Source organism: Conexibacter sp. SYSU D00693 (assembly GCF_017084525.1).
Taxonomy (GTDB): Bacteria; Actinomycetota; Thermoleophilia; order Solirubrobacterales; family Solirubrobacteraceae; genus Baekduia.
In genome coordinates this window covers 3,976,688-3,994,599 of the sequence record NZ_CP070950.1, presented here as the reverse complement: position 1 = coordinate 3,994,599, position 17,912 = coordinate 3,976,688, and the positions used below count along the sequence as shown (strand labels likewise).

Below are 17,912 nucleotides of genomic sequence, written 5' to 3'. Positions count from 1 at the left end.
TGAGGCGCCGCTCGAGGGTTCTGCGCGCGCGACGTTCTGTCCCCTGCGCCACTTCTCGTCATAACCCGGAGGCATTCAGAGGTTATGGCGGTTCGGTGCTACGTTCGAGGACGTCCCACCCACCTCCAGGAGAGACGCAACCGTGACTCTGACCATCGGCGACACCGCGCCGGACTTCGAGGCCGACACCACCGAGGGCCGCATCAAGTTCCACGACTGGATCGGCGACAGCTGGGCCGTCCTGTTCTCCCACCCGCGGAACTTCACGCCCGTCTGCACGACGGAGCTCGGCTACATGGCCTCCATCAAGCCGGAGTTCGACAAGCGCGGCGCGAAGATCATCGGGCTCTCCGTCGACCCGCTCGAGAACCACGAGACGTGGGCGCAGGACATCGGCGAGACCCAGGGCACCGCGCCGAACTACCCGCTGATCTCGGACCACGACTTCACCGTGTCCAAGCTCTACGGGATGCTGCCCAAGGACGTCGAGGGCGACCCGACGCAGCGCACGCCCGCCCAGAACGCGACGCTGCGCAACGTCTTCGTCATCGGGCCCGACAAGAAGGTCAAGCTCGTGCTCATCTACCCCATGACCACGGGCCGCAACTTCGACGAGGTCCTGCGCGTCCTCGACTCGCTGCAGCTCACGGCCAAGCACGCGGTCGCCACGCCCGCCCAGTGGCAGCGCGGCGACGACGTGATCATCGCCGGCTCGGTCAGCGACGAGCAGGCCAAGGAGAAGTACCCCGAGGGCTTCGAGGCGCCGCGCCCCTGGCTGCGGATCGTCCCGGACCCCGAGAAGTCCGCGGCCTAGCCGGACAGCCGCTGCTCGAGCGCCGCGAGGCGCTCGCCGAGGGACTGCACCGCCCGCATGAGGTCCGCCTCCTCCGGGCGGTGCAGGACCTCGAGCTTGATCCCGTCCGGGTCGCGGAAGAAGACCGCGTAGTAGCCGGGCGTGTAGCCCTTCTCCTCGGGTCCGGACTCGACCTCCGCGCCCTGCTCGCGCAGCCACGCCGCGGTCGCGTCGACCGCCGCCCGCGACGTCGCCGCGAACGCCAGGTGGTGCAGGCCGATCCCGTAGCGGTCGTAGGGCACCTCGTGCGCGTCGGACTGCTGCTGGCGCAGGCTCACCGACCCACGCCCGCCGACCCGGCCGAGGTAGACCACCCGCTCTCCCCGCTCGCCCTCGATCTCCGCGGTGCGGATCCACCCGAGCGGCCCGAGCAGCCCGCGGTACCAGGCGAGGCTGCGCTCGAGGTCGGAGACGACGAGGTCGAGGTGGTCGATGCCGTCCATGCACGAAGCGTCGCAGGTGGGACCTGCCAGGCACGTTGCACCCTCAGAGCCGCCCGAAGTGCTCGGCCAGGCGGTGGTGGCGCCAGCGGAAGACGAGCCGCACGATCGCCAGCGCGACCCGGGCGGTGCCCGGCACCCGCGGGACGAGGGCGAGGCGGTCGACGACCAGGGTCCCTCCCGGGACGGGCTCGAGCGTGCGCTCGTGCTCCCAGACCTTCACCGAGCCCAGCGCGCCGCGCTCGTGGAAGCCCCGGCCCGGCTCGACCCGCCAGACCGTGAGGTCGTCGTAGTCCACCGGCAGCACGCCGCCGAGCAGCAGCCAGGAGCGGAACCACCGCCGGCCGAGCGGCACCGCCTCGGGCGTCAGCTCCGTGCCGCGGGGCGCCGTCATCCGCAGCCAGGGGCCGAGCTCGTGGTTGATGCCCTCGAAGGAGGCGACACGCTCCCACACGGCGTCGGGCGAGGCCGCAAGACGCGTTGCGAGCGCGAAGCCGACGGGCTCGGGCTCAGCGCTCACCCTCGGCCGCCACGTCGACGATGGACGAGTCCACGAGCCACTCCACCGGCGCCTTGTCGTCGGTGTAGACGGTGCCGCCGTCGAGGCCGGGGGCCAGGCGCGCGGCGGTCGCCCGCGCGGTCGCGGCGAGGTCCGGCGGCAGGGACGCGGCCGCGCGCTCGATGCCCGCCGCGCTCGCCGGCGCGTCGGTCGCCACGAGCTGCGTGTTGGTCGGCCGGCTCGGGTCGCGCAGGACGGTCCGGAACACCGAGCCCATCGTCCGCGTCAGCACCCGCTCGAGCTCGTCGCTCTCCTCCGGGTGGCCGACGTTGATGACCACCATCCCGCCCGGCGCCAGCCGGTCCTGGCAGAGCTCGAAGAACTCCGTCGTGGTCAGGTAGAACGGGATGTAGGGCTGGCGGTAGGCGTCGACGAAGAGCACGTCGAAGTCGCGGTCGGTCCGCCGCAGCCACGGCCGCGCGTCGTCGCTGTGCAGGTGGAGGTCGGGCCCGCGCAGGTCGAAGAGCTCCCTGCCGGCCTCGAGCAGCTCGCCGTCGATCTCCACGAGGTCCACGCGCGTGCGCGGGAAGAAGCGCCCGTAGGAGCGCGCGACCGTCCCGGCGGCGCCGCCCAGGATGGCGATCGACCGCGGCGGCTGGGCGCGCGTCGCGAACGGGAGGACCAGCGGCTCGTCCCAGTAGTTGCCCGTCAACCATCGTCCCGGGCGGTAGATCGAGTGGATCGCCTGCCCCTCGTTGAGCTCGAGCGTGCGCTCGCCGTCGCTGGCCTCGACGACGCGCGCGTACTGGTACTCGGTCTCGCGCTCCCACACGACCCGCGCGCCGTCGCCGACCTCGTCCTTGACCGTGCCGACCGGCAGGGCGATGAGCGCGAGGACCGCGGCGGGGGCGAGCAGGACGCGGCGGTCGCGCAGCCCGAGCACGGCGACGACGGCGAGCGCCAGCGCGTAGACCAGGAACGTCCGGCGCGTGCCGAGGAACGGCACGAGCACCAGGGCGCTGGCGAAGGTGCCGGTGAGCGACCCGAGCGTCGAGATCGCCGAGAGCCGCCCCGCGACGCGACCCGCCTCGTCGACCGCGGCGACGCTGAGGCGCACCGCGAACGGCGAGACCATGCCCAGCAGGAAGACCGGCGTCGCGACCAGCACGAGCACGCCGATGAGCGAGCCGACGAACGCGCCCGCCTCGACGCTGTCCAGCGCGTCGACGGAGACGCGCAGGAACGGCCCGGCGACGAAGGGGACCGCGGCGAGGAGCACCGCCGCTGCGAGGACGATGCGGCACAGGCCGCGCAGCGTCGGGTCGCGGTCGGCCCAGCGGCCGCCGACGGCGTAGCCGGCGCTCAGCGCGACGAGGACCGTGGCGATCGTGTTGGCCCAGATGACCGTCGAGTCGCCGAAGAACGGCGCCAGGAGGCGGGCGGCGGCGATCTCCGCGCCCAGCGAGGAGGCCCCCACCACGAACGCGATGAGCCGGATCGCGCGGTCCGAGGCGGGCATCCGCGGGCGAGGGTACCGTGCGCCCGCGTGACGACGGCCCCTGACTGGGACGCCCTGCTCGCCGCGGATCGCGAGCACGTCTGGCACCCCTACGGGCCGATGCCCGCGGCGACCACGCAGCTGCCCGTGGTCGCGGCCCAGGGCACGCGGCTGCGCCTCGCCGACGGCCGCGAGCTGCTCGACGCCATGAGCTCGTGGTGGTGCGCCCTGCACGGCCACCGCCATCCCGCGATCGACGCGGCGATGCACGCGCAGCTCGACGTCCTGCCCCACGTGATGTTCGGCGGCCTGACGCACGAGCCCGCGATCCGCCTGGCCCAGCGCCTGGTCGACCTGACGCCGCCGGGGCTCGAGCACGTCTTCTTCGCGGACTCCGGGTCGGTCGCCGTCGAGGTCGCGCTGAAGATGGCGCTGCAGGCGGCGCGCGCGACGCACGGCGAGGGCCGAACGAAGGTCCTCACCGTGCGCGGCGGCTACCACGGCGACACGTTCGAGGCGATGGCGATCTGCGACCCGGTCGGTGGGATGCACTCGCTCTTCACGGGCGCGCTGACGGTCCACCGCTTCGGCCCGACGCCGCCGCCGGGTGGCCTCGACAGCCCGCTGGACGACGCGTGGGCCGCGGAGCTCGACGCGCTGGCCGAGCGCCACGCCGGAGAGCTGGCGGCGATCGTCGTCGAGCCCGTCGTGCAGGGCGCGGGCGGCATGCGCTTCCACAGCCCGGCGTGCGTGCGCCACCTGCGCGCGCTGGCCGACCACCACGGGCTGCTGCTCGTGCTGGACGAGATCGCCACCGGGTTCGGGCGCACCGGTGCGCTGTTCGCCTGCGAGCACGCGGGCGTCGCGCCCGACGTCCTGTGCGTCGGCAAGGCGCTGACGGGTGGGGCCCTCACCCTGGCCGCGACGCTCTGCACGCCGGCCGTCGCGCGGGCCATCTCGGGCGGCGACGGCGGCGCGCTCATGCACGGGCCGACGTTCATGGCCAACCCGCTGGCCTGCGCAGCGGGCCTCGCGTCGACCGGCCTGCTGCTCGACGGCGCCTGGCGGGACGACGTCGCCCGCATCGAGGCCGGGCTGCGGGAGGGGCTCGCGGGCGCGCGCGGCCTCGACGGCGTGGCCGACGTCCGGGTCCTGGGCGCCATCGGCGTGGTCCAGCTCGACGGCCCGGTCGACGTCCCGGCGGCGACCGCGGCGGCCGTCGAGCGCGGTGTCTGGATCCGGCCGTTCCGCGACCTCGTCTACGTCATGCCGCCCTACGTCACGACCGACGACGAGCTGGCGCAGGTCACCGACGCCGTGACCGCCGCCGCGGCCGCCGGGCGGGTAGGTTGCGGGGCATGAGCGAGACGGCGACGGCGCAGAAGTGGATCTGCGTCTCCTGCGGGTTCATCTACGACCCTGAGGAGGGTGACCCCGACGGCGGCATCCCGCCCGGAACCGCGTTCGAGGACATCCCCGACTCGTGGTTCTGCCCCGTCTGCGGCGCCCGCAAGAAGGACTTCGAGGTCTTCGCGGACTAGCCGGTCGATGACCGAGGTCGACGGTCCCGAGCCCGGGACCACGCTCAACGAGGGCGCCCCGGTCACGCCGCGGCAGTCGGCCTCGGTGATCCTGCTGCGCGGCGGCGCCGACGCGCTCGAGCTGCTGCTCGTGCAGCGCACGCCCGAGGCGCGGTTCATGGGCGGCGTCTGGGTCTTCCCCGGCGGCGCGGTGGACGCGGGCGAGGGCGAGGGCGACGAGGCCCACCGCGTCTGCGCCGTGCGCGAGCTCGAGGAGGAGGCGGCGGTCGGCGGGGTCGACCCCGCCGGCCTCGTGAAGTTCTCGCGGTGGATCACGCCCGAGCAGGTCTCGGTCCGCTTCGACACGCACTTCTTCCTCGCGCAGGCCCCGGACGGGATCGAGCCGCGCGTCGACGGCGAGGAGTGCGTCGACCTCGGCTGGTTCACGCCGCAGGGCGCGCTGGACGCCCACCAGGAGGGCCGCATCATGCTGGTCTTCCCGACCATCAAGCACCTCGAGCAGCTGTCGGGCTTCGCCAGCGCCGAGGAGCTGCTGGCCTTCGCCCGGGGCCGCGAGGTCGTGCCGGTGCAGCCGAAGGTCGTGGTGAGCGGCGAGACCGCCCGTGTGCTGCTGCCCGGCGAGCCGGGCTACGACGACTAGCGCTCGACGACGGCGACGGGCACCGAGAAGCGTCGCTGCGCCTCCTCGGCCAGCTCGTCCTCGCGGTAGCGCTGGGCCTCCTCGTCGCCGCGCGCGAAGACGAGGACGCGGTCGGCGGGGTAGGTCGCCAGCGCGTCCTGCAGCGCGAGCAGCGGGTCGGCCTCGCCGGTCTCGCTGCGCGCGCTTGCGCCGGCGTCGCGCAGCGCCTCGGCCGTCTTGCGCGCCGCCTGCTCGGCGTCCTCGATGGCCTGGTCGCTGTCGCTCATCCAGAAGGCGACGGCGGACTCGTGGACCGCGGGGCTCACGACGAGGACCTCCGCCCCGTCGAGGTCGTCGTCGACGGCCGAGCGCACGTCGTCGGCCTCGACCGGGTCGGTCGCCACTACGAGGAGCCGCATGTCCGCATCCGTACCCCGGCACCTCGCCGCCCAAGCAGCAGGTGTCCGACGCCTGCCGGGTGAGCATCCCCCGGGCCATGGCCGACGAGCCCCTGGTGGTGCAGGTGTGGTCCGACGTCGCGTGCCCGTGGTGCCGCAAGGGCCACGAGCAGCTCGCGGAGGTCGTGGCGGGCGAGCCGGACGGGAGCGTCGTCGTCGTGCATCGGGCCTTCGAGCTCGGCGGCGACGGGCCGTCGACGCGGCTGGCCCACCGGCTGGTGAAGGTCGCCGCGCACGCGGCCGGGCCGGCAGCGGGCACGGCGGCTCTCGAGGCGCTCTTCGCCGCCCACCTCGACGAGGGGCGGGACGTCAGCGACCCGGACGTCGCGGTGCCGCTCGTGGCCGCCGCGGCACGACTCAAGCCCGAGGTCCTGCGGGCGATCGCCGACGAGGGCGCCGGCGAGCAGGAGGTCGCGCAGGACGTGCTGGTCGCCCAGCGCATCGGGATCGACGCGGTGCCGTTCTTCCTGGCCGGCGAACGGGTCGCGGTCCAGGGCGCGCAGAGCGCCGAGGCGCTGCGGCGGCTGCTGGCCACCGCGCGCGAGCGGCGCGCGGTGGCCTAGCCGTGCCGGGCGGCGCGTGCGCCGCCCCGTCCTCCTCCCCAGGAGGTCTGCGGGCAGCATCGACCGCCCCGCACCAGGCCTGTACCCGGCGTGCCCGCGGACGGACGTCCGGTTGAGCGGCGCCTAGGCGGCGGAGGGCGCGTCGTCGCCCTCGGCGGGCGTCTCGGCGACCTCGGCGGGCGTCTCGGCGGCCCGGGCGTCGCCTTCGGCGACGTCGGCCTCGGCCCCCTCGACGGCCTCGGGCGCGGCGCCCTCGGCCGGCGCCTCGGCGGCCTGCGCCTCCGGCGCCTCGGCGCCCGGCGCCTCCTCGGCCGGCGCCGGCGCCTCGCCGAGCGGCACGTCCTCGCCGTCCAGCACCTGCTGGTAGCGCGGCGCAGCGGCCTTGGCCAGCGGGAAGACGCGCAGGACCTTCGCGGCCGGGCCCTTCGTGCGCAGCCGGCCACCGGCCAGCGCGCCCGTCAGCTCGAGCTGGCCGAGGAAGAGCGCGTGCGCCACGTCGGCCTCGAGCTCGAGCACGACGTCCGCGTCGCCCGCGGTCTCGCCGACGAGCGCCGCCACCGGCTGGCCCTCGCGGGCGCGCAGCGCCAGCTGCGCCTCGGGGTCGGTGAGCTGCAGCTGGACGACGGCGTCGAGACGCTGCGCCTGCCCCGAGAGCTCCGGGTCGGCGGCGATGCTGCGCAGCAGCTTGCCCAGCTGCTCGTGGACGTCCTCGGCGGTCGCGAACTGCGCCATGGGACGCCTCACTCTTGCAGGTCCGTGCGCGCATCGCCCCGCGGTCGGACCTGCAGCGTCCAGACGACCGGGATGCTGATGGCGATGAGCGCCAGAGCGGGGTACGCGGCGGTCCCGTAGGCCGACACGCCGGTCGCCGTCCACACCTCGGTCGCGAGCGTGTCGAACCCGATCGGCCGCAGGAGCAGGGTCACCGGCAGCTCCTTCATCGTCGACAGGAAGACGAGCGTCGCGCCCGCCAGCAGGCCCGGCGCCATGAGCGGCGCCGTCACCCGCGCGAGCACCCGCGCCGGCGACGCGCCCAGCCCGCGCGCCGCCCGCTCGAGCTCCGGGTCGACGCGCACGAGCGCGCCGTGCGCGCCCGCCAGCGCCTGGGGCAGGAAGCGCACCACGTAGGCGAAGACCAGCAGCGCGAGCGTCTGGTAGACCGGCTCGGCGACGCGCGTGGCGAAGAAGACCAGCGAGAGGGCGATGACGATCCCCGGCAGCGCGTTGGACGCGTACGTCGCCCGTTCGAGCACCGCGCTGACCCGCCCGGGGCGCCGCGTCGCCAGGACGGCCACCGGCAGCGCGGCCGCCATCGCGACGACCGCCGCCAGGCCCGAGCCCAGGAGCGAGCTGCCGGTCCAGCCCGCCAGGTCGCCGAAGGACGGGTGCTCGGCCGCGTCGCGCAGCGACCACCCGAGCAGGACGCCGACCGGGACGAGCAGCGCGACCGCCACCGCACCCCAACCCGCGACGGCCGCCGGCCAGCGCCAGCGGCCGAGCGCCACCCGCTGGGCCGGGCGGTCGGCGCCCGCGGCGCTGCGGCGCACCCGCCCCCGCCCGCGCGAGCGCGCCTCGAGCACCAGCACGACGACCGTCAGCGCCACGAGGACCAGCCCGAGCAGCGCGGCCGGCGTGCGGTCGAAGAGCGAGCGGTACTGCGTGAAGACGGCGCGGGTCAGTGCGTCGTAGCGCATGAGCGACACGACGCCGAAGTCCGACAGCGCGTAGAGCGCGACGAGCACCGCACCACCGGCGATCGACGGGCGCAGCACGGGCAACGTCACCTGGCGGAAGACCGCCGCGCGCGTCCGCCCGAGGGTCCGCGCGGCCTCCTCGAGCGCCGGGTCCATCCGCCGCAGCCCCGCGGCGCACAGCAGGTAGACGTAGGGGTAGGTCGCCAGGACGAGCGCGAGCGCGGCGCCCGGCAGGCCGAAGACCCAGTCGCCGGCGCTGACCAGCCCGCCCGGCCCGAACGCGGCGAGCAGCGCGAGCGCCGTGACGTAGCTCGGGACCACGAGCGGCAGCGCCGCCGCCACGGCCAGCACCCGGCGCCCCGGGACGTCGGTGCGCTCGACGAGCCACGCCAGGCCGACGCCGAGGAGCACCGCGCCCGCCGTGACGACCGCGACGAGCAGCGCGGTGCGCCAGACCAGCAGCGCGGTGCGGTCGTCCAGGAGCGTGTCCCAGGCGTCCGCCGACGCGCCACCCGCACGGACGAGCAGGTAGACCAGCGGGAGGACGGCGGCCGCCGCGACGAGCGTCGCGGCGGCGGCGACGAGCCTCACTTCACGAGGCCGACGTCCTGCAGGAGCTCGAGCGTCGAGGGCAGCTTCTCGCCGAGCTCGCTGAGCGCGATGTCGGGACCGTGGACGTCCTCGAGCGGCCGCGTCTCCCTGGGCCGCGGGATCCCGGCGACGAGCGGGTACTCGAAGGTCCTCGTCGAGAAGTAGCGCTGGCCGGCGGGCGAGAGCAGGTGGTCGAGGAAGCGGCGCGCCGCGTCCTGGCGCTCGGACGACGCGAGGAGGCCCACGCCCGCGACGTTCACCAGCGAGCCCGGGTCACCCGCCTTCAGGAAGTGGTTGGCGACCGGGAAGCCCGGGCGCTCGGCCTTGAGCTCGGGCAGGTAGTAGTGGTTGACGAACCCGACGTCGATCTCGCCGTCGGCGATCGCCTCCTCGGTCTGGATGTTGTTCTCCAGCAGCGTCGGGTCCTGGCGCTCCATGCACTCCAGCCAGTCCCGCGCGCGCTCCTCGCCCAGGGCGATGCGCATCGCGCTGACGAACGACTGGAACGAGGCGTTGGGCGGCGGGAAGCCGATCTTCCCCTCCCAGCGGTCGTCGCAGAAGTCGAGGATCGAGGACGGCAGCTGCGAGGCCTTCAGGCGCTCGGTCGAGTAGGCCACGACGCGCGCGCGGCCGCTCGTGCCGATCCAGCGGTCGGTCCGGAAGCGCTCGGGGACCTTCGCCGCCGCGGCCGCGGGGACGGGCGCGAGCAGGCCGGCCTGCTGGACGGCGCCCAGCGCGCCGGCGTCCTGGGAGAAGAAGACGTCGGCCGGCGAGGCGTCGCCCTCCTCGGCGATCGTGGCGGCGAGCTCGGCCGAGTCGCCGTAGCGGACCTGGACCTGCACGCCGGTGGCCTTGGTGAACTGCTTGAACAGGTCGCCGACCAGCCGCTCGTTGCGGCCGGAGTAGACGGTCAGGCGCTGCCCGTCGCCGCCGCCGGCCGACGACGACGAGGACGGCTCGTCGTCCCCGCAGCCGGCGACGGCGGCGGGCAGGGCGAGCGCGAGGATCGCGAGGAGGGTGCGCTTCACGGGGGGCTCCTTGGGGCGGGGTCAGCGGAGGACGGCGGCGGGACCGGCCTGGACGGCGACCGCCACCCGGTCGCCGAGGGCGACGAGCTCGGTGGACGGCCGCTGGGCGACGAGCACGGTGCCGTCGGCCAGGCGGACGCGGTACAGGACGTCGTGGCCGCGGAACTCCCGGCCGACGACCTCGGCGTCGCCGTCCGCGCGCGGCGCGAGCTCGATGCGCTCGGGGCGCACGACGACCTCCTGGGCGGTCGGCTCGCACGTGATGCCGAGCGTCAGGGCATGCGCGCCGTCGAGGACGTTGGCGGCGCCGACGAACTCGGCCGACCAGCGGTCGACCGGCGCGTGGTAGAGGCGCTCGGGCGCGTCGACCTGGACGATCCGCCCGTCGCGCATGAGCGCGACGCGGTCGGCGAGGGCCAGCGCCTCCTCCTGGTCGTGGGTGACGAGCAGGACGGTGGTGCCGGCGGCGCGCAGGATCGCGGCGAGCTCCGCGCGCATCGACGCGCGCAGCACCGGGTCGATCGCGCTCCACGGCTCGTCCAGCAGGACGACGTCGGGGTCGGGCGCCAGCGCGCGGGCCAGGGCGACGCGCTGCTGCTGGCCGCCCGAGAGCTCGTGCGGGTAGCGGGCGCCGAGCTGCGGCAGGCCGACGAGCTCGAGGACCTCCGCGCCGCGGGCGGCGCGCCGGCGGCGCTCGACGCCGAAGCCGACGTTCTCCGCGACGGTGAGGTGCGGGAACAGCGCGTAGTCCTGGAAGACCATGCCGACCCGCCGGCGCTCGGGCGGGACGGTCGCGACGGCCGGACCCGCCACGGCACGGCCGGCGATCGAGACCCTGCCGGTGTCCGGCTCCTCGAAGCCCGCGACCAGGCGCAGCAGCGTCGTCTTGCCGCAGCCCGAGGGCCCGAGGAGGGCGACGACCTCGCCGCTGGCCACGTCGAGCCGCGCGCCGTCCACGGCGACGGTCGCACCGAAGCGCTTCGAGACGTCGTCGACGAGGACGGTGGCCATGGAGTTCGGGGATCCTAACGACGGCCCTGCGCGCCGGACCCGGGTGCCACGAGGCGGTGCACCACGCCGTCGATCGTCAGGGCGTAGAGCTCGCCGCGGCCGTCCTCGCCGAAGGAGACCAGGCCGGGCAGGCGCTCGGCCTCGCGGCGCAGGTCCAGGCGCGCTGGGTCCTCGGCGCCGGCGGCGTCCAGCGACCACATCGTCCCGCGGCAGAAGTCGCCGAAGACGTAGCGGCCGCGCAACGCGTCGAGGCGCGGCCCGCGCGAGACGAAGCCGCCCGTGACCGAGCAGTGGCCGTCGCGGTGGCGGTAGGAGGCGACGGGCCACGTGAGCTGCGCGCGGGACGCCAGGCGCTTGCGGCCCAGCGGCAGGTCGCCCTCGTAGGCGGCCCAGCCGAGGTTCGGGACCGGCGCGCCGGTCTCTGGCAGGAAGAGCGCGTCGACCTCCTCGACGCGGTCCTGGCCGACGTCGCCCAGCCAGAGGCGGCCGGTCTCCCGGTCGAAGCTCATGCGAAACGGGTTGCGCAGGCCGGTGGCGACGACCTCCCAACGGCCGTCCAGGCCGCGGCGCAGGAGCTTGCCGAGCTGCGTGCGCGGGTCCTGGGCGCGCTGGCCCGGGTCGAAGGCGCTGCCGCCGTCGCCGAGGCCGACCACGACCCGGCCGCGCTCGTCGACGAGGACCGTGCCGCCCTTGTGGTTCTCGAAGGGCTGGCGGACCGCGAGCAGCGTCCGGGCCCGGTCGAGCGCTGCGCGGTGCTCGCCGGCGGGGATGGCCAGCACGCGGCTGTGGCCGCCGCGGCGCGTCGTGTGCAGGACGACGGCGGTGCGTCCCTCGTCGGCGAAGGCGAGCGACAGCAGCCCCTGCTCGCCCAGCGCCCTGGTCCGCGCGCGCAGGTCGAGGAACGGCTCGTCGCGCACCGCGCCGCCGGCGCCCAGGACCCGGACGACGCCGCGCTGCTCCACGACGTACAGGCGGTCGTCGCCGGGCCGGGCGACGAGCTGGTTGGGCTGGCGCAGGCCGCGCGCGACCTCGCGCAGGGCGAAGGACCGGCGGTCGCCGACGACCGGCGCGGGCGCCGGGCCCGGCGGCTTGTCGGGCGGCTGGCGCCACAGCGGCAGCGTCGAGGTGCGCGCCGCCGGGCGGGCGGCCGTCGCGCCGTCGGGCTCGTCCACCGCATCGGCGGCGCAGCCCGCCGCGGCCGTGGCGGTGGCCGCGAGCAGGAGGCCTGTCGCGAGAGCCACGGCGCGCATCGGCGCGGCAAGGTAGCGAGTCGCGTCTTCGGCTGCCCTTACGCCCGGCGGAACCGCGTCACGATGTCGCGGGTCCGGTTCGCGCCGTCGTCGGTGGCGACGAGCAGGACGCGGAAGCGCCCGGCGCCGCGCACGCGGCGCGGCAGCAGCGTGCGGTTGAAGCCGACGTGGCCGTCGACGCGCTTGCGCGCCACGGCCCGCCAGCGCCCGCGCACCCGGCGCTCGACGTCGACCACCACCTCGGCGCGTTCGTCGAGCGCGAAGTGCAGCGTGCGTCCGGTGACCCGGACGCCGTCGAGGTGCGGCGGGCGCAGGTCCAGCCGCAGGGGCGGATCGGGGTCCGGGCTCGGCCGGCCGTCGCCCGGGCGGTCGGACACGACGACGGCACCCCGCACCGCGGCGTGCAGGCGGCACTGGAAGAGGAAGGTCCCGGGCGCGTCGAAGCGCAGCGTGTGGACCTCGCCGATCGCGTGCTCGGCCACTGCGCCGCGATCGGTGTCCGGCCACGGCGCGCCGGGCGCCTGGGGCGTGATCGAGTGGCGCGTGTCCGGCCCGGCGTAGGTCCACGCGACGGTGTCGCCGAGGTCGACGCGGACCTCCGGGACCGACCAGCGGTAGTCGCCGACGCCGACCTTGCGCGAGGTCGCGTGCGCGGGGACGGCGAGCAGGACCGCGGCGAGCGCGCCGGCGATCAGGGATCGACGACGTACCAGCCGCTCATGCCCTCGTGCAGGTGGCTGAAGACGTGGCAGTGGTAGAACCAGCGGCCCGGGTTGTCCTCGACGAACTCCAGGGAGTAGGCGTCCGCGGGGCCGAGGGTCACATTGTCCACGACCCGGCCGTCGGGGCCCCGCCAGCGGTGCCCGTGCAGGTGGTAGGTGTGGAAGTCGTCGCTCATCACCGTGATGTGCTGGGCGACGCGCTGGCCGACCTTCGCGGTGAGCGTCGGCGTGTTCCCGGTGAACGAGCGGCCGTTGATGCACTGGTAGGCCGTCTTGAGGCCCGTCGCCACCGGCAGGAACGCGTGGAAGGCGATGTAGTGCTCGACGTCGGGTCGGGGCGCGCCGGGCTTGCGGACGTTGAGGAAGCCGAAGAGGCCCTTGTACACCGGCAGCGGGTCCATGGGCCCGTGGTCGTGGTAGGGCCAGACGCCCTCGGTGCCCTCGCGGCACTCCCAGACGTAGGTGAACGTCGCGCCCGGCTTGACGAAGCCGCCGGGGTCGGAGAACCGGCCCTTGTAGGCCCCGTCCATGTCCGGCGTGTAGAAGACGCCGTGGGGGTGCACCGTCAGCGGCACCTTCGTGCGGTTGCGGAAGTGCACGACGAGCGTCTCGCCGACCTCCGCCTCGAGCGTCGGCCCCGGGATCGTGGCCTTGCCCAGCGGGCGTCCGAAGTCCTTCGAGTACGCGACGTAGGCGTAGGCCCCGAACGTGGTGCGCCCCTTCACCGCCGCGTCCATCATCTCGTCGCGCTTGTTCGGGACGATCGTCCAGCGCACCGGCTCGGCCACGAGCCAGTACTCGCGGCGCGGCCCGCTGACGGTCGCCTGCGCAGCCCGCGCCCCGGTCCTCACCGCGTCGGGCTCGGGCACGTCGAGCGCCAGGCGCTCGAGGTCGGCCTCGCGGTCCTCGCGCACCTTCTGGCCCGCGAGCGTGCAGACCAGCGCGCCGCCGCCCGCGGCGAGGAAGCCCCGCCGGTCGAGGCTCATCGTCGACCCCCTGCCCACATCAGGCGGATGAGGGTAGGGCAGCCGGCGCGCCGCTCGGTGCGGCTAGCCGGTGTCCCGGCAGCGGGCGGCGCGCAGCTCCCAGCGGGCGCTGCGGCCGATCGCCGGCGCGCCCGCCGGTGCGGGCGGCTGCACCCCCGCGCCCGGCCGGATCCGCGAGCGCAGCAGGACCCCGGCGCGGGCGGGGTCGAACAGCACGCGGCGCTTCTCGACGTCGAGGGCGTACGCGACGCCGGTGCCGCGCAGGCGCCCGGTGACCGGGGTCCCGCAGGCCAGCACCGCGTCGCGGCCGCCGGCGGCCTCGAGCGCCGGGGGCAGGGCCGCCCACAGCCGTGCGTCGTCGGCGGCGCGCCGCAGCTCGCCGCGCACGTCGCCCGCGCGCAGGACCCCGGCCACCGCGAGGGCGCCCACCCCGACCGCGAGCACCGTGCGGGGGGCGCGCGTCAGGACGACCGCCGCCGGGACCGCCAGCAGCGCAGCCCCCGGCACGGCGTAGCGCGGCTCGCCCGAGAAGCCGGCCTGCGCCATGAGCGCCACGGTGACCAGCCAGGCCAGCGCGGCGGCGACGACGAGCCGCGCGCGGCGGTCGGCGAGGCCGGCGAGGCCGAGCACGAGGACGGGCAGCAGCGGGATGCGCAGCGCCTGCTCGAGGGAGGCCAGCGCGGGGACGTCGGCGAGCGCGGGCTGGCCCGGGTTGGGCACGCGGGCGCGCGCCCCCGAGCGCAGCGGGTCCCCCGAGCCCAGCCACTCCGGGACGAACCAGAGCGCCGGCAGCGCCAAGGCGCCCGCCACGAGCCACGGGCGCAGGGCCGGCCGCGCCCGCCAGAGCCCCAGCCCGGCGAGGCCGAGCAGCGGCCAGGCCTCCGGGCGCAGCAGGCCGGCGAGCACGCCGAGGGCGAGCGCCTGGCCGGGGCGGCGGTCGAGGAGGCGGTGGGCCGCGCCGAGCAGCAGCGCGAGGGTCAGGCCCTCGCTGTTGCCGACCGCGGCGTGCCACCACCAGCCCGCCGCGAGCAGGACGGCGGCGGCGGCGAGGGCGGCGGCCGGGGCGCGGCGGTCGTCCGGGGCCAGCCGCCAGGCGAGCGCCGCGGCGAGCGCGACGGCCGCGATCGCGCCGGCCCGGGCGAGGACGAGCCACGCTTCGGGGGCGGCGTCGCCCAGCGCCGCGAGCGGGATGCACAGCGCGACGGCCAGCGGCTTGAACGCCGGGCCCTCGGCGGTCGACAGCGTCCCGTGCGCGAGCTCGCGCCCCCACAGCAGCCAGGCCCACGGGTCGTAGCCGGGCTGCGAGGGGGCGAGGAGGGTCAGCGCGGCCAGCGCCAGGGCGCCGGCCGCGAGCCGCATGCCTAGGCCTGCTCGAGGAGCATGGCGATGCCCTGGCCACCGCCGATGCAGAGGGTCACGACGCCGTAGCGGTGGCCCTCGCGGTCCATCTCGCTCAGGAGCTTGGCCGTGATGGCGGTGCCCGAGGCGCCGATCGGGTGGCCGAGGGCGATCGCGCCGCCGTTCGGGTTGACCTTCGCCGGGTCGAGGTCGAGGTCGCGCATGACGGCCAGCGCCTGGGCGGCGAAGGCCTCGTTGAGCTCCCAGACCCCGATGTCGTCCTGCGCCACGCCCGCGCGCTCGAGGACCTTCTTGACCGCCGGGACGGGGCCGATGCCCATGATCTCGGGGTCCACGCCGCAGGAGGCGTAGGACAGGATCTTCGCCCGGACGGGGGCGCCGAGCTCCTGCGCGCGCTCCTCGCTCATGAGGACGACGGCGGCGCCCGCGTCGTTCATGCCCGAGGCGTTGCCCGCGGTGACCGAGCCGTCGCCCTTGAAGACCGGCTTGAGCTTCGCCATGGCCGCCTGGTCGACCTCGTGGCGGATGTGCTCGTCCTTGTCGAAGACGACGGTGTCGCGCTTGACGCGGACCTCCACGCCGACGACCTCGTCGTCGAACTTGCCGGCGGCCTGGGCGGCGCTCGCGCGGCGGTGCGACTCGACGGCGAAGGCGTCCTGGTCCTCGCGGGAGATGCCCTTGCGCGAGGCGAGGTTCTCGGCGGTGACGCCCATGAGGATGTCGTGGAACGGGTCGGTCAGGCCGCCCATGACCGGGTCGACCATCTTCGTCTCGCCCATGCGCGCGCCCCAGCGGCCGTTCGGGATCCAGTACGGCCCGCGGCTCATGGACTCGGCGCCGCCGGCAAGCGCGACGCCGACGTCGCCGGACTGGATGGCCTGGCAGGCGCTGACGATCGACTGCACGCCCGTGCCGCAGAGGCGGTTGACGGTGAACGCCGGGGTCTCCTTCGGGATCCCCGCCTTCATGCCCACCACGCGGGCCATGTACATGTCCTCGGGCGCGGTGTGGATCACGTTGCCGAAGACGACGTGGTCGACCTGCTCGGGGTCGATCCCCGCGCGCTCGATGGCGGCGGTGGCGGCCGTGGCCCCCAGGTCGGTCGGGGCGACGCCCGCGAGGGACTTGCCGTAGGAGCCGATCGCGGTGCGCGCGGCGGAGGAGATGACGACGCCAGTCACAGCGCGGCACGGTAGTGCGAATGGCCTCTCAGAGGCGTCTCACGGGATTCCGCGACCCTGAGCCGCAACTTCGTCGTCGGACTGCCCGTTAGCATCCCCGAGAGGAGACCGCGTGGAAGCCGCTTCCCTACGAGCCCCTGCAGGTCTCGGCCGCCTCACGGCCTCTGGCCCTCTGCTGCGGCTGCGCTCCGACGAGCAGCTCGTGGCGCTGTTCCGCGCGGGCCACGACGACGCGTTCCGCGTCATGCACGACCGCTACCAGGCGCGCCTGCTCGCGTACGCGCGTCAGATGCTGGGCGGCTCGCGCAGCGACGCCGAGGACGCGCTGCAGGACGTCTTCCTGCGCGCCTACCACGCCCTGCGCGCCGACGACCGGCCGCTGACGCTGCGCGCCTGGCTCTACCGCGTCGCCCACAACCGCTGCATCGACCAGCTGCGCCGGCCCGCTCCCGCGGCCGAGGACGTCTTCGACGTCAACCGCACGCGCGTGGTCGACCCGCCCGACGAGGCCGAGCGCCGCGAGGACCTGCGCCGCCTCGTGCAGGACGTCCGCAGGCTGCCCGACCAGCAGCGCTCCGCCCTGCTCATGCGCGAGATGGAGGGGCTGTCCTACGTCGACCTCTCCGAGGCGCTCGGCGTGACCGTGCCGGCGGTGAAGTCGCTGCTCGTGCGGGCCCGGATGGGTCTCGCCGAGGCCGCCGAGGCGCGCGGCGCCGCCTGCGCCGACATCCGCGAGGAGCTCGCCGAGGCGGTCGACCGCGGCGTGCGCACGCCGGCGCGGGCCCGCCGGCACATGGGCGAGTGCGCGGGCTGTCGCGACTTCGCCACCGTCCTGCGCGGCAACGACAAGGCGCTCGCCGCGCTCTCGCCGGGCCACGGGCTGCTGGGCACGCTGGCCAAGCTCATCGGGATCGGCGGTGGCGCCTCGGCCGCGGGTGGCAGCGCGGCCGCCGGCGGCGGCGCGACGACCGCGGTCGTCGGCGGCGGCGTGGCCGCGGCCGGCGCGAAGGTCGCCGCCGTGGTGTGCTGCGCCGCGGTCGTCGGCGGCGGAGCCGTCGAGGTCCGGCGCGACCGCGAGGCGCGCGCCGGGACGGGGAGCGCCGCCTCCGCCGCGCCGGCCAGGGGCGGCGACACGCTCGTCGCGTCGGCCTCCGCGGCCGCCGCGGCCGCGGTCGTCGAGCCGCTGACCACCGCGGCCGGCGTCAAGGACGCCCCCGCCGCCGCTGACGCCGAGCCGGCGCCGGTCGGCGAGGAGGGTCCCGCCGAGGGCACCCACCCGTCCGGCCTCGGTGACGAGGACTCGCTGACCGTCCCGGAGCTCGCCCCGCCGCCCAGCGCGGTCGAGACCGCCTCCGGCGGCATCGCCGCGCCGCCCGGCGCCGACGAGGCCGCCGACGGTGCGCCGCTGCCGGTCCTGCCCGGCGACGCGCCCGCCGCCGAGACCGAGACTGCGGCCGCCCCGGTCGGCGCCGCCGGCACGACGACGCCGACGGCCGCCACGCCGCCCGCGCCGCCCGCCGCCGAGGCCGCCTCGGCCGAGCCGGCGCACGACGTGCACACGGCCAAGGGCCCGGGCGGGTTCGCCGCGCCGTAGCGCGCGTGGGTGGAACGTGCCAGGT

General features: G+C 75.9%; 19 protein-coding genes. 6 read left to right on the top strand and 13 right to left on the bottom strand.

Annotated features, from left to right (window positions below; all coding sequences use genetic code 11):
- Positions 1 to 142 precede the first annotated feature (142 nt).
- The gene (locus JUB12_RS19730) at positions 143 to 814 is read left to right on the top strand and encodes a peroxiredoxin (protein WP_205697152.1); all 672 of its coding nucleotides are present in this window, start codon (positions 143 to 145) and stop codon (positions 812 to 814) included.
- Here the strand turns inward: JUB12_RS19730 and JUB12_RS19725 are convergent.
- Genes JUB12_RS19725 through JUB12_RS19715 form a run of 3 tightly spaced genes read right to left on the bottom strand, consistent with a single transcriptional unit; the run spans position 811 to position 3,311 of the window.
- Entirely contained in the window at positions 811 to 1,296 is a 486-nt protein-coding gene (locus JUB12_RS19725; protein WP_205697151.1) for a VOC family protein, read from the bottom strand. The genes JUB12_RS19730 and JUB12_RS19725 overlap by 4 nt on opposite strands.
- A 43-nt stretch (positions 1,297 to 1,339) precedes the next feature.
- The gene (locus tag JUB12_RS19720) at positions 1,340 to 1,813 is read right to left on the bottom strand and encodes a hypothetical protein (protein WP_205697150.1); all 474 of its coding nucleotides are present in this window, start codon (positions 1,811 to 1,813) and stop codon (positions 1,340 to 1,342) included.
- Positions 1,803 to 3,311 (bottom strand): spermidine synthase, encoded by a 1,509-nt coding sequence (locus JUB12_RS19715; RefSeq protein WP_205697149.1) that lies wholly within the window; start codon positions 3,309 to 3,311, stop codon positions 1,803 to 1,805. Before JUB12_RS19715 ends, JUB12_RS19720 begins: the two co-directional genes overlap by 11 nt.
- A gap of 27 nt (positions 3,312 to 3,338) precedes the next feature.
- Here JUB12_RS19715 and JUB12_RS19710 point away from each other — a divergent pair, with 27 nt between their 5' ends.
- Genes JUB12_RS19710 through JUB12_RS19700 form a run of 3 tightly spaced genes read left to right on the top strand, consistent with a single transcriptional unit; the run spans position 3,339 to position 5,471 of the window.
- Positions 3,339 to 4,652, top strand: coding sequence for an adenosylmethionine--8-amino-7-oxononanoate transaminase (locus JUB12_RS19710; RefSeq protein ID WP_241004326.1), 1,314 nt, complete (start codon positions 3,339 to 3,341; stop codon positions 4,650 to 4,652).
- Positions 4,649 to 4,831, top strand: coding sequence for a rubredoxin (rd, locus tag JUB12_RS19705; RefSeq protein WP_205697148.1), 183 nt, complete (start codon positions 4,649 to 4,651; stop codon positions 4,829 to 4,831). Before JUB12_RS19710 ends, rd begins: the two co-directional genes overlap by 4 nt.
- A gap of 7 nt (positions 4,832 to 4,838) precedes the next feature.
- Complete coding sequence (locus tag JUB12_RS19700; protein ID WP_205697147.1) at positions 4,839 to 5,471, top strand: NUDIX domain-containing protein; 633 nt, start codon at positions 4,839 to 4,841, stop codon at positions 5,469 to 5,471.
- Here JUB12_RS19700 and JUB12_RS19695 read toward each other — a convergent pair.
- Positions 5,468 to 5,869 carry a hypothetical protein gene (locus JUB12_RS19695; RefSeq protein WP_205697146.1) on the bottom strand — a complete coding sequence of 134 codons (402 nt, stop codon included), beginning with the start codon at positions 5,867 to 5,869 and terminating at the stop codon, positions 5,468 to 5,470. The genes JUB12_RS19700 and JUB12_RS19695 overlap by 4 nt on opposite strands.
- 77 nt (positions 5,870 to 5,946) lie before the next feature.
- Here JUB12_RS19695 and JUB12_RS19690 point away from each other — a divergent pair, with 77 nt between their 5' ends.
- Entirely contained in the window at positions 5,947 to 6,471 is a 525-nt protein-coding gene (locus JUB12_RS19690) for a DsbA family protein (protein ID WP_205697145.1), read from the top strand.
- 123 nt (positions 6,472 to 6,594) lie between these two features.
- On the opposite strand, the gene JUB12_RS19685 is transcribed toward JUB12_RS19690, so the two are convergent.
- The 9 genes from JUB12_RS19685 to bktB form a co-directional block, all read right to left on the bottom strand.
- Positions 6,595 to 7,203 carry an SCP2 sterol-binding domain-containing protein gene (locus tag JUB12_RS19685; protein WP_205697144.1) on the bottom strand — a complete coding sequence of 203 codons (609 nt, stop codon included), beginning with the start codon at positions 7,201 to 7,203 and terminating at the stop codon, positions 6,595 to 6,597.
- A gap of 8 nt (positions 7,204 to 7,211) precedes the next feature.
- Positions 7,212 to 8,756 carry an iron ABC transporter permease gene (locus tag JUB12_RS19680; RefSeq protein WP_205697143.1) on the bottom strand — a complete coding sequence of 515 codons (1,545 nt, stop codon included), beginning with the start codon at positions 8,754 to 8,756 and terminating at the stop codon, positions 7,212 to 7,214.
- Positions 8,753 to 9,784: an iron ABC transporter substrate-binding protein gene (locus tag JUB12_RS19675; protein ID WP_205697142.1), complete on the bottom strand. Its 1,032-nt coding sequence runs from the start codon at positions 9,782 to 9,784 to the stop codon at positions 8,753 to 8,755. Before JUB12_RS19675 ends, JUB12_RS19680 begins: the two co-directional genes overlap by 4 nt.
- A 21-nt stretch (positions 9,785 to 9,805) precedes the next feature.
- Entirely contained in the window at positions 9,806 to 10,795 is a 990-nt protein-coding gene (locus JUB12_RS19670; RefSeq protein ID WP_205697141.1) for an ABC transporter ATP-binding protein, read from the bottom strand.
- A gap of 14 nt (positions 10,796 to 10,809) precedes the next feature.
- Positions 10,810 to 12,045: a sorbosone dehydrogenase family protein gene (locus JUB12_RS19665; protein ID WP_205697140.1), complete on the bottom strand. Its 1,236-nt coding sequence runs from the start codon at positions 12,043 to 12,045 to the stop codon at positions 10,810 to 10,812.
- A 38-nt stretch (positions 12,046 to 12,083) separates the two neighbouring features.
- Positions 12,084 to 12,527, bottom strand: a complete 444-nt coding sequence (locus JUB12_RS19660; protein ID WP_205697139.1) for a hypothetical protein — start codon at positions 12,525 to 12,527, stop codon at positions 12,084 to 12,086.
- A 209-nt stretch (positions 12,528 to 12,736) separates the two neighbouring features.
- Positions 12,737 to 13,753, bottom strand: a complete 1,017-nt coding sequence (locus JUB12_RS19655; protein ID WP_205697138.1) for a multicopper oxidase domain-containing protein — start codon at positions 13,751 to 13,753, stop codon at positions 12,737 to 12,739.
- Between the two features lie 63 nt (positions 13,754 to 13,816).
- Complete coding sequence (locus tag JUB12_RS19650) at positions 13,817 to 15,112, bottom strand: hypothetical protein (protein ID WP_205697137.1); 1,296 nt, start codon at positions 15,110 to 15,112, stop codon at positions 13,817 to 13,819.
- A gap of 2 nt (positions 15,113 to 15,114) precedes the next feature.
- Entirely contained in the window at positions 15,115 to 16,293 is a 1,179-nt protein-coding gene (bktB, locus tag JUB12_RS19645) for a beta-ketothiolase BktB (RefSeq protein WP_205697136.1), read from the bottom strand.
- A 202-nt stretch (positions 16,294 to 16,495) separates the two neighbouring features.
- On the opposite strand from bktB, the gene JUB12_RS19640 reads away from it, so the two are divergent.
- The gene (locus JUB12_RS19640) at positions 16,496 to 17,887 is read left to right on the top strand and encodes an RNA polymerase sigma factor (protein WP_205697135.1); all 1,392 of its coding nucleotides are present in this window, start codon (positions 16,496 to 16,498) and stop codon (positions 17,885 to 17,887) included.
- The last annotated feature ends 25 nt before the right edge of the window (positions 17,888 to 17,912 follow it).

What these genes read in the sequence shown, in the direction of transcription:
- JUB12_RS19725 (WP_205697151.1), bottom strand. Translation starts at nt 1,296, where the DNA reads ATGGACGGCATCGACCACCTCGACCTCGTCGTCTCCGACCTCGAGCGC.
- JUB12_RS19665 (WP_205697140.1), bottom strand. Translation starts at nt 12,045, where the DNA reads ATGCGCGCCGTGGCTCTCGCGACAGGCCTCCTGCTCGCGGCCACCGCC.
- JUB12_RS19670 (WP_205697141.1), bottom strand. Translation starts at nt 10,795, where the DNA reads ATGGCCACCGTCCTCGTCGACGACGTCTCGAAGCGCTTCGGTGCGACC.
- JUB12_RS19685 (WP_205697144.1), bottom strand. Translation starts at nt 7,203, where the DNA reads ATGGCGCAGTTCGCGACCGCCGAGGACGTCCACGAGCAGCTGGGCAAG.
- rd (WP_205697148.1), top strand. Translation starts at nt 4,649, where the DNA reads ATGAGCGAGACGGCGACGGCGCAGAAGTGGATCTGCGTCTCCTGCGGG.
- JUB12_RS19650 (WP_205697137.1), bottom strand. Translation starts at nt 15,112, where the DNA reads ATGCGGCTCGCGGCCGGCGCCCTGGCGCTGGCCGCGCTGACCCTCCTC.
- JUB12_RS19700 (WP_205697147.1), top strand. Translation starts at nt 4,839, where the DNA reads ATGACCGAGGTCGACGGTCCCGAGCCCGGGACCACGCTCAACGAGGGC.
- JUB12_RS19655 (WP_205697138.1), bottom strand. Translation starts at nt 13,753, where the DNA reads ATGAGCCTCGACCGGCGGGGCTTCCTCGCCGCGGGCGGCGGCGCGCTG.
- JUB12_RS19715 (WP_205697149.1), bottom strand. Translation starts at nt 3,311, where the DNA reads ATGCCCGCCTCGGACCGCGCGATCCGGCTCATCGCGTTCGTGGTGGGG.
- JUB12_RS19695 (WP_205697146.1), bottom strand. Translation starts at nt 5,869, where the DNA reads ATGCGGCTCCTCGTAGTGGCGACCGACCCGGTCGAGGCCGACGACGTG.
- JUB12_RS19690 (WP_205697145.1), top strand. Translation starts at nt 5,947, where the DNA reads ATGGCCGACGAGCCCCTGGTGGTGCAGGTGTGGTCCGACGTCGCGTGC.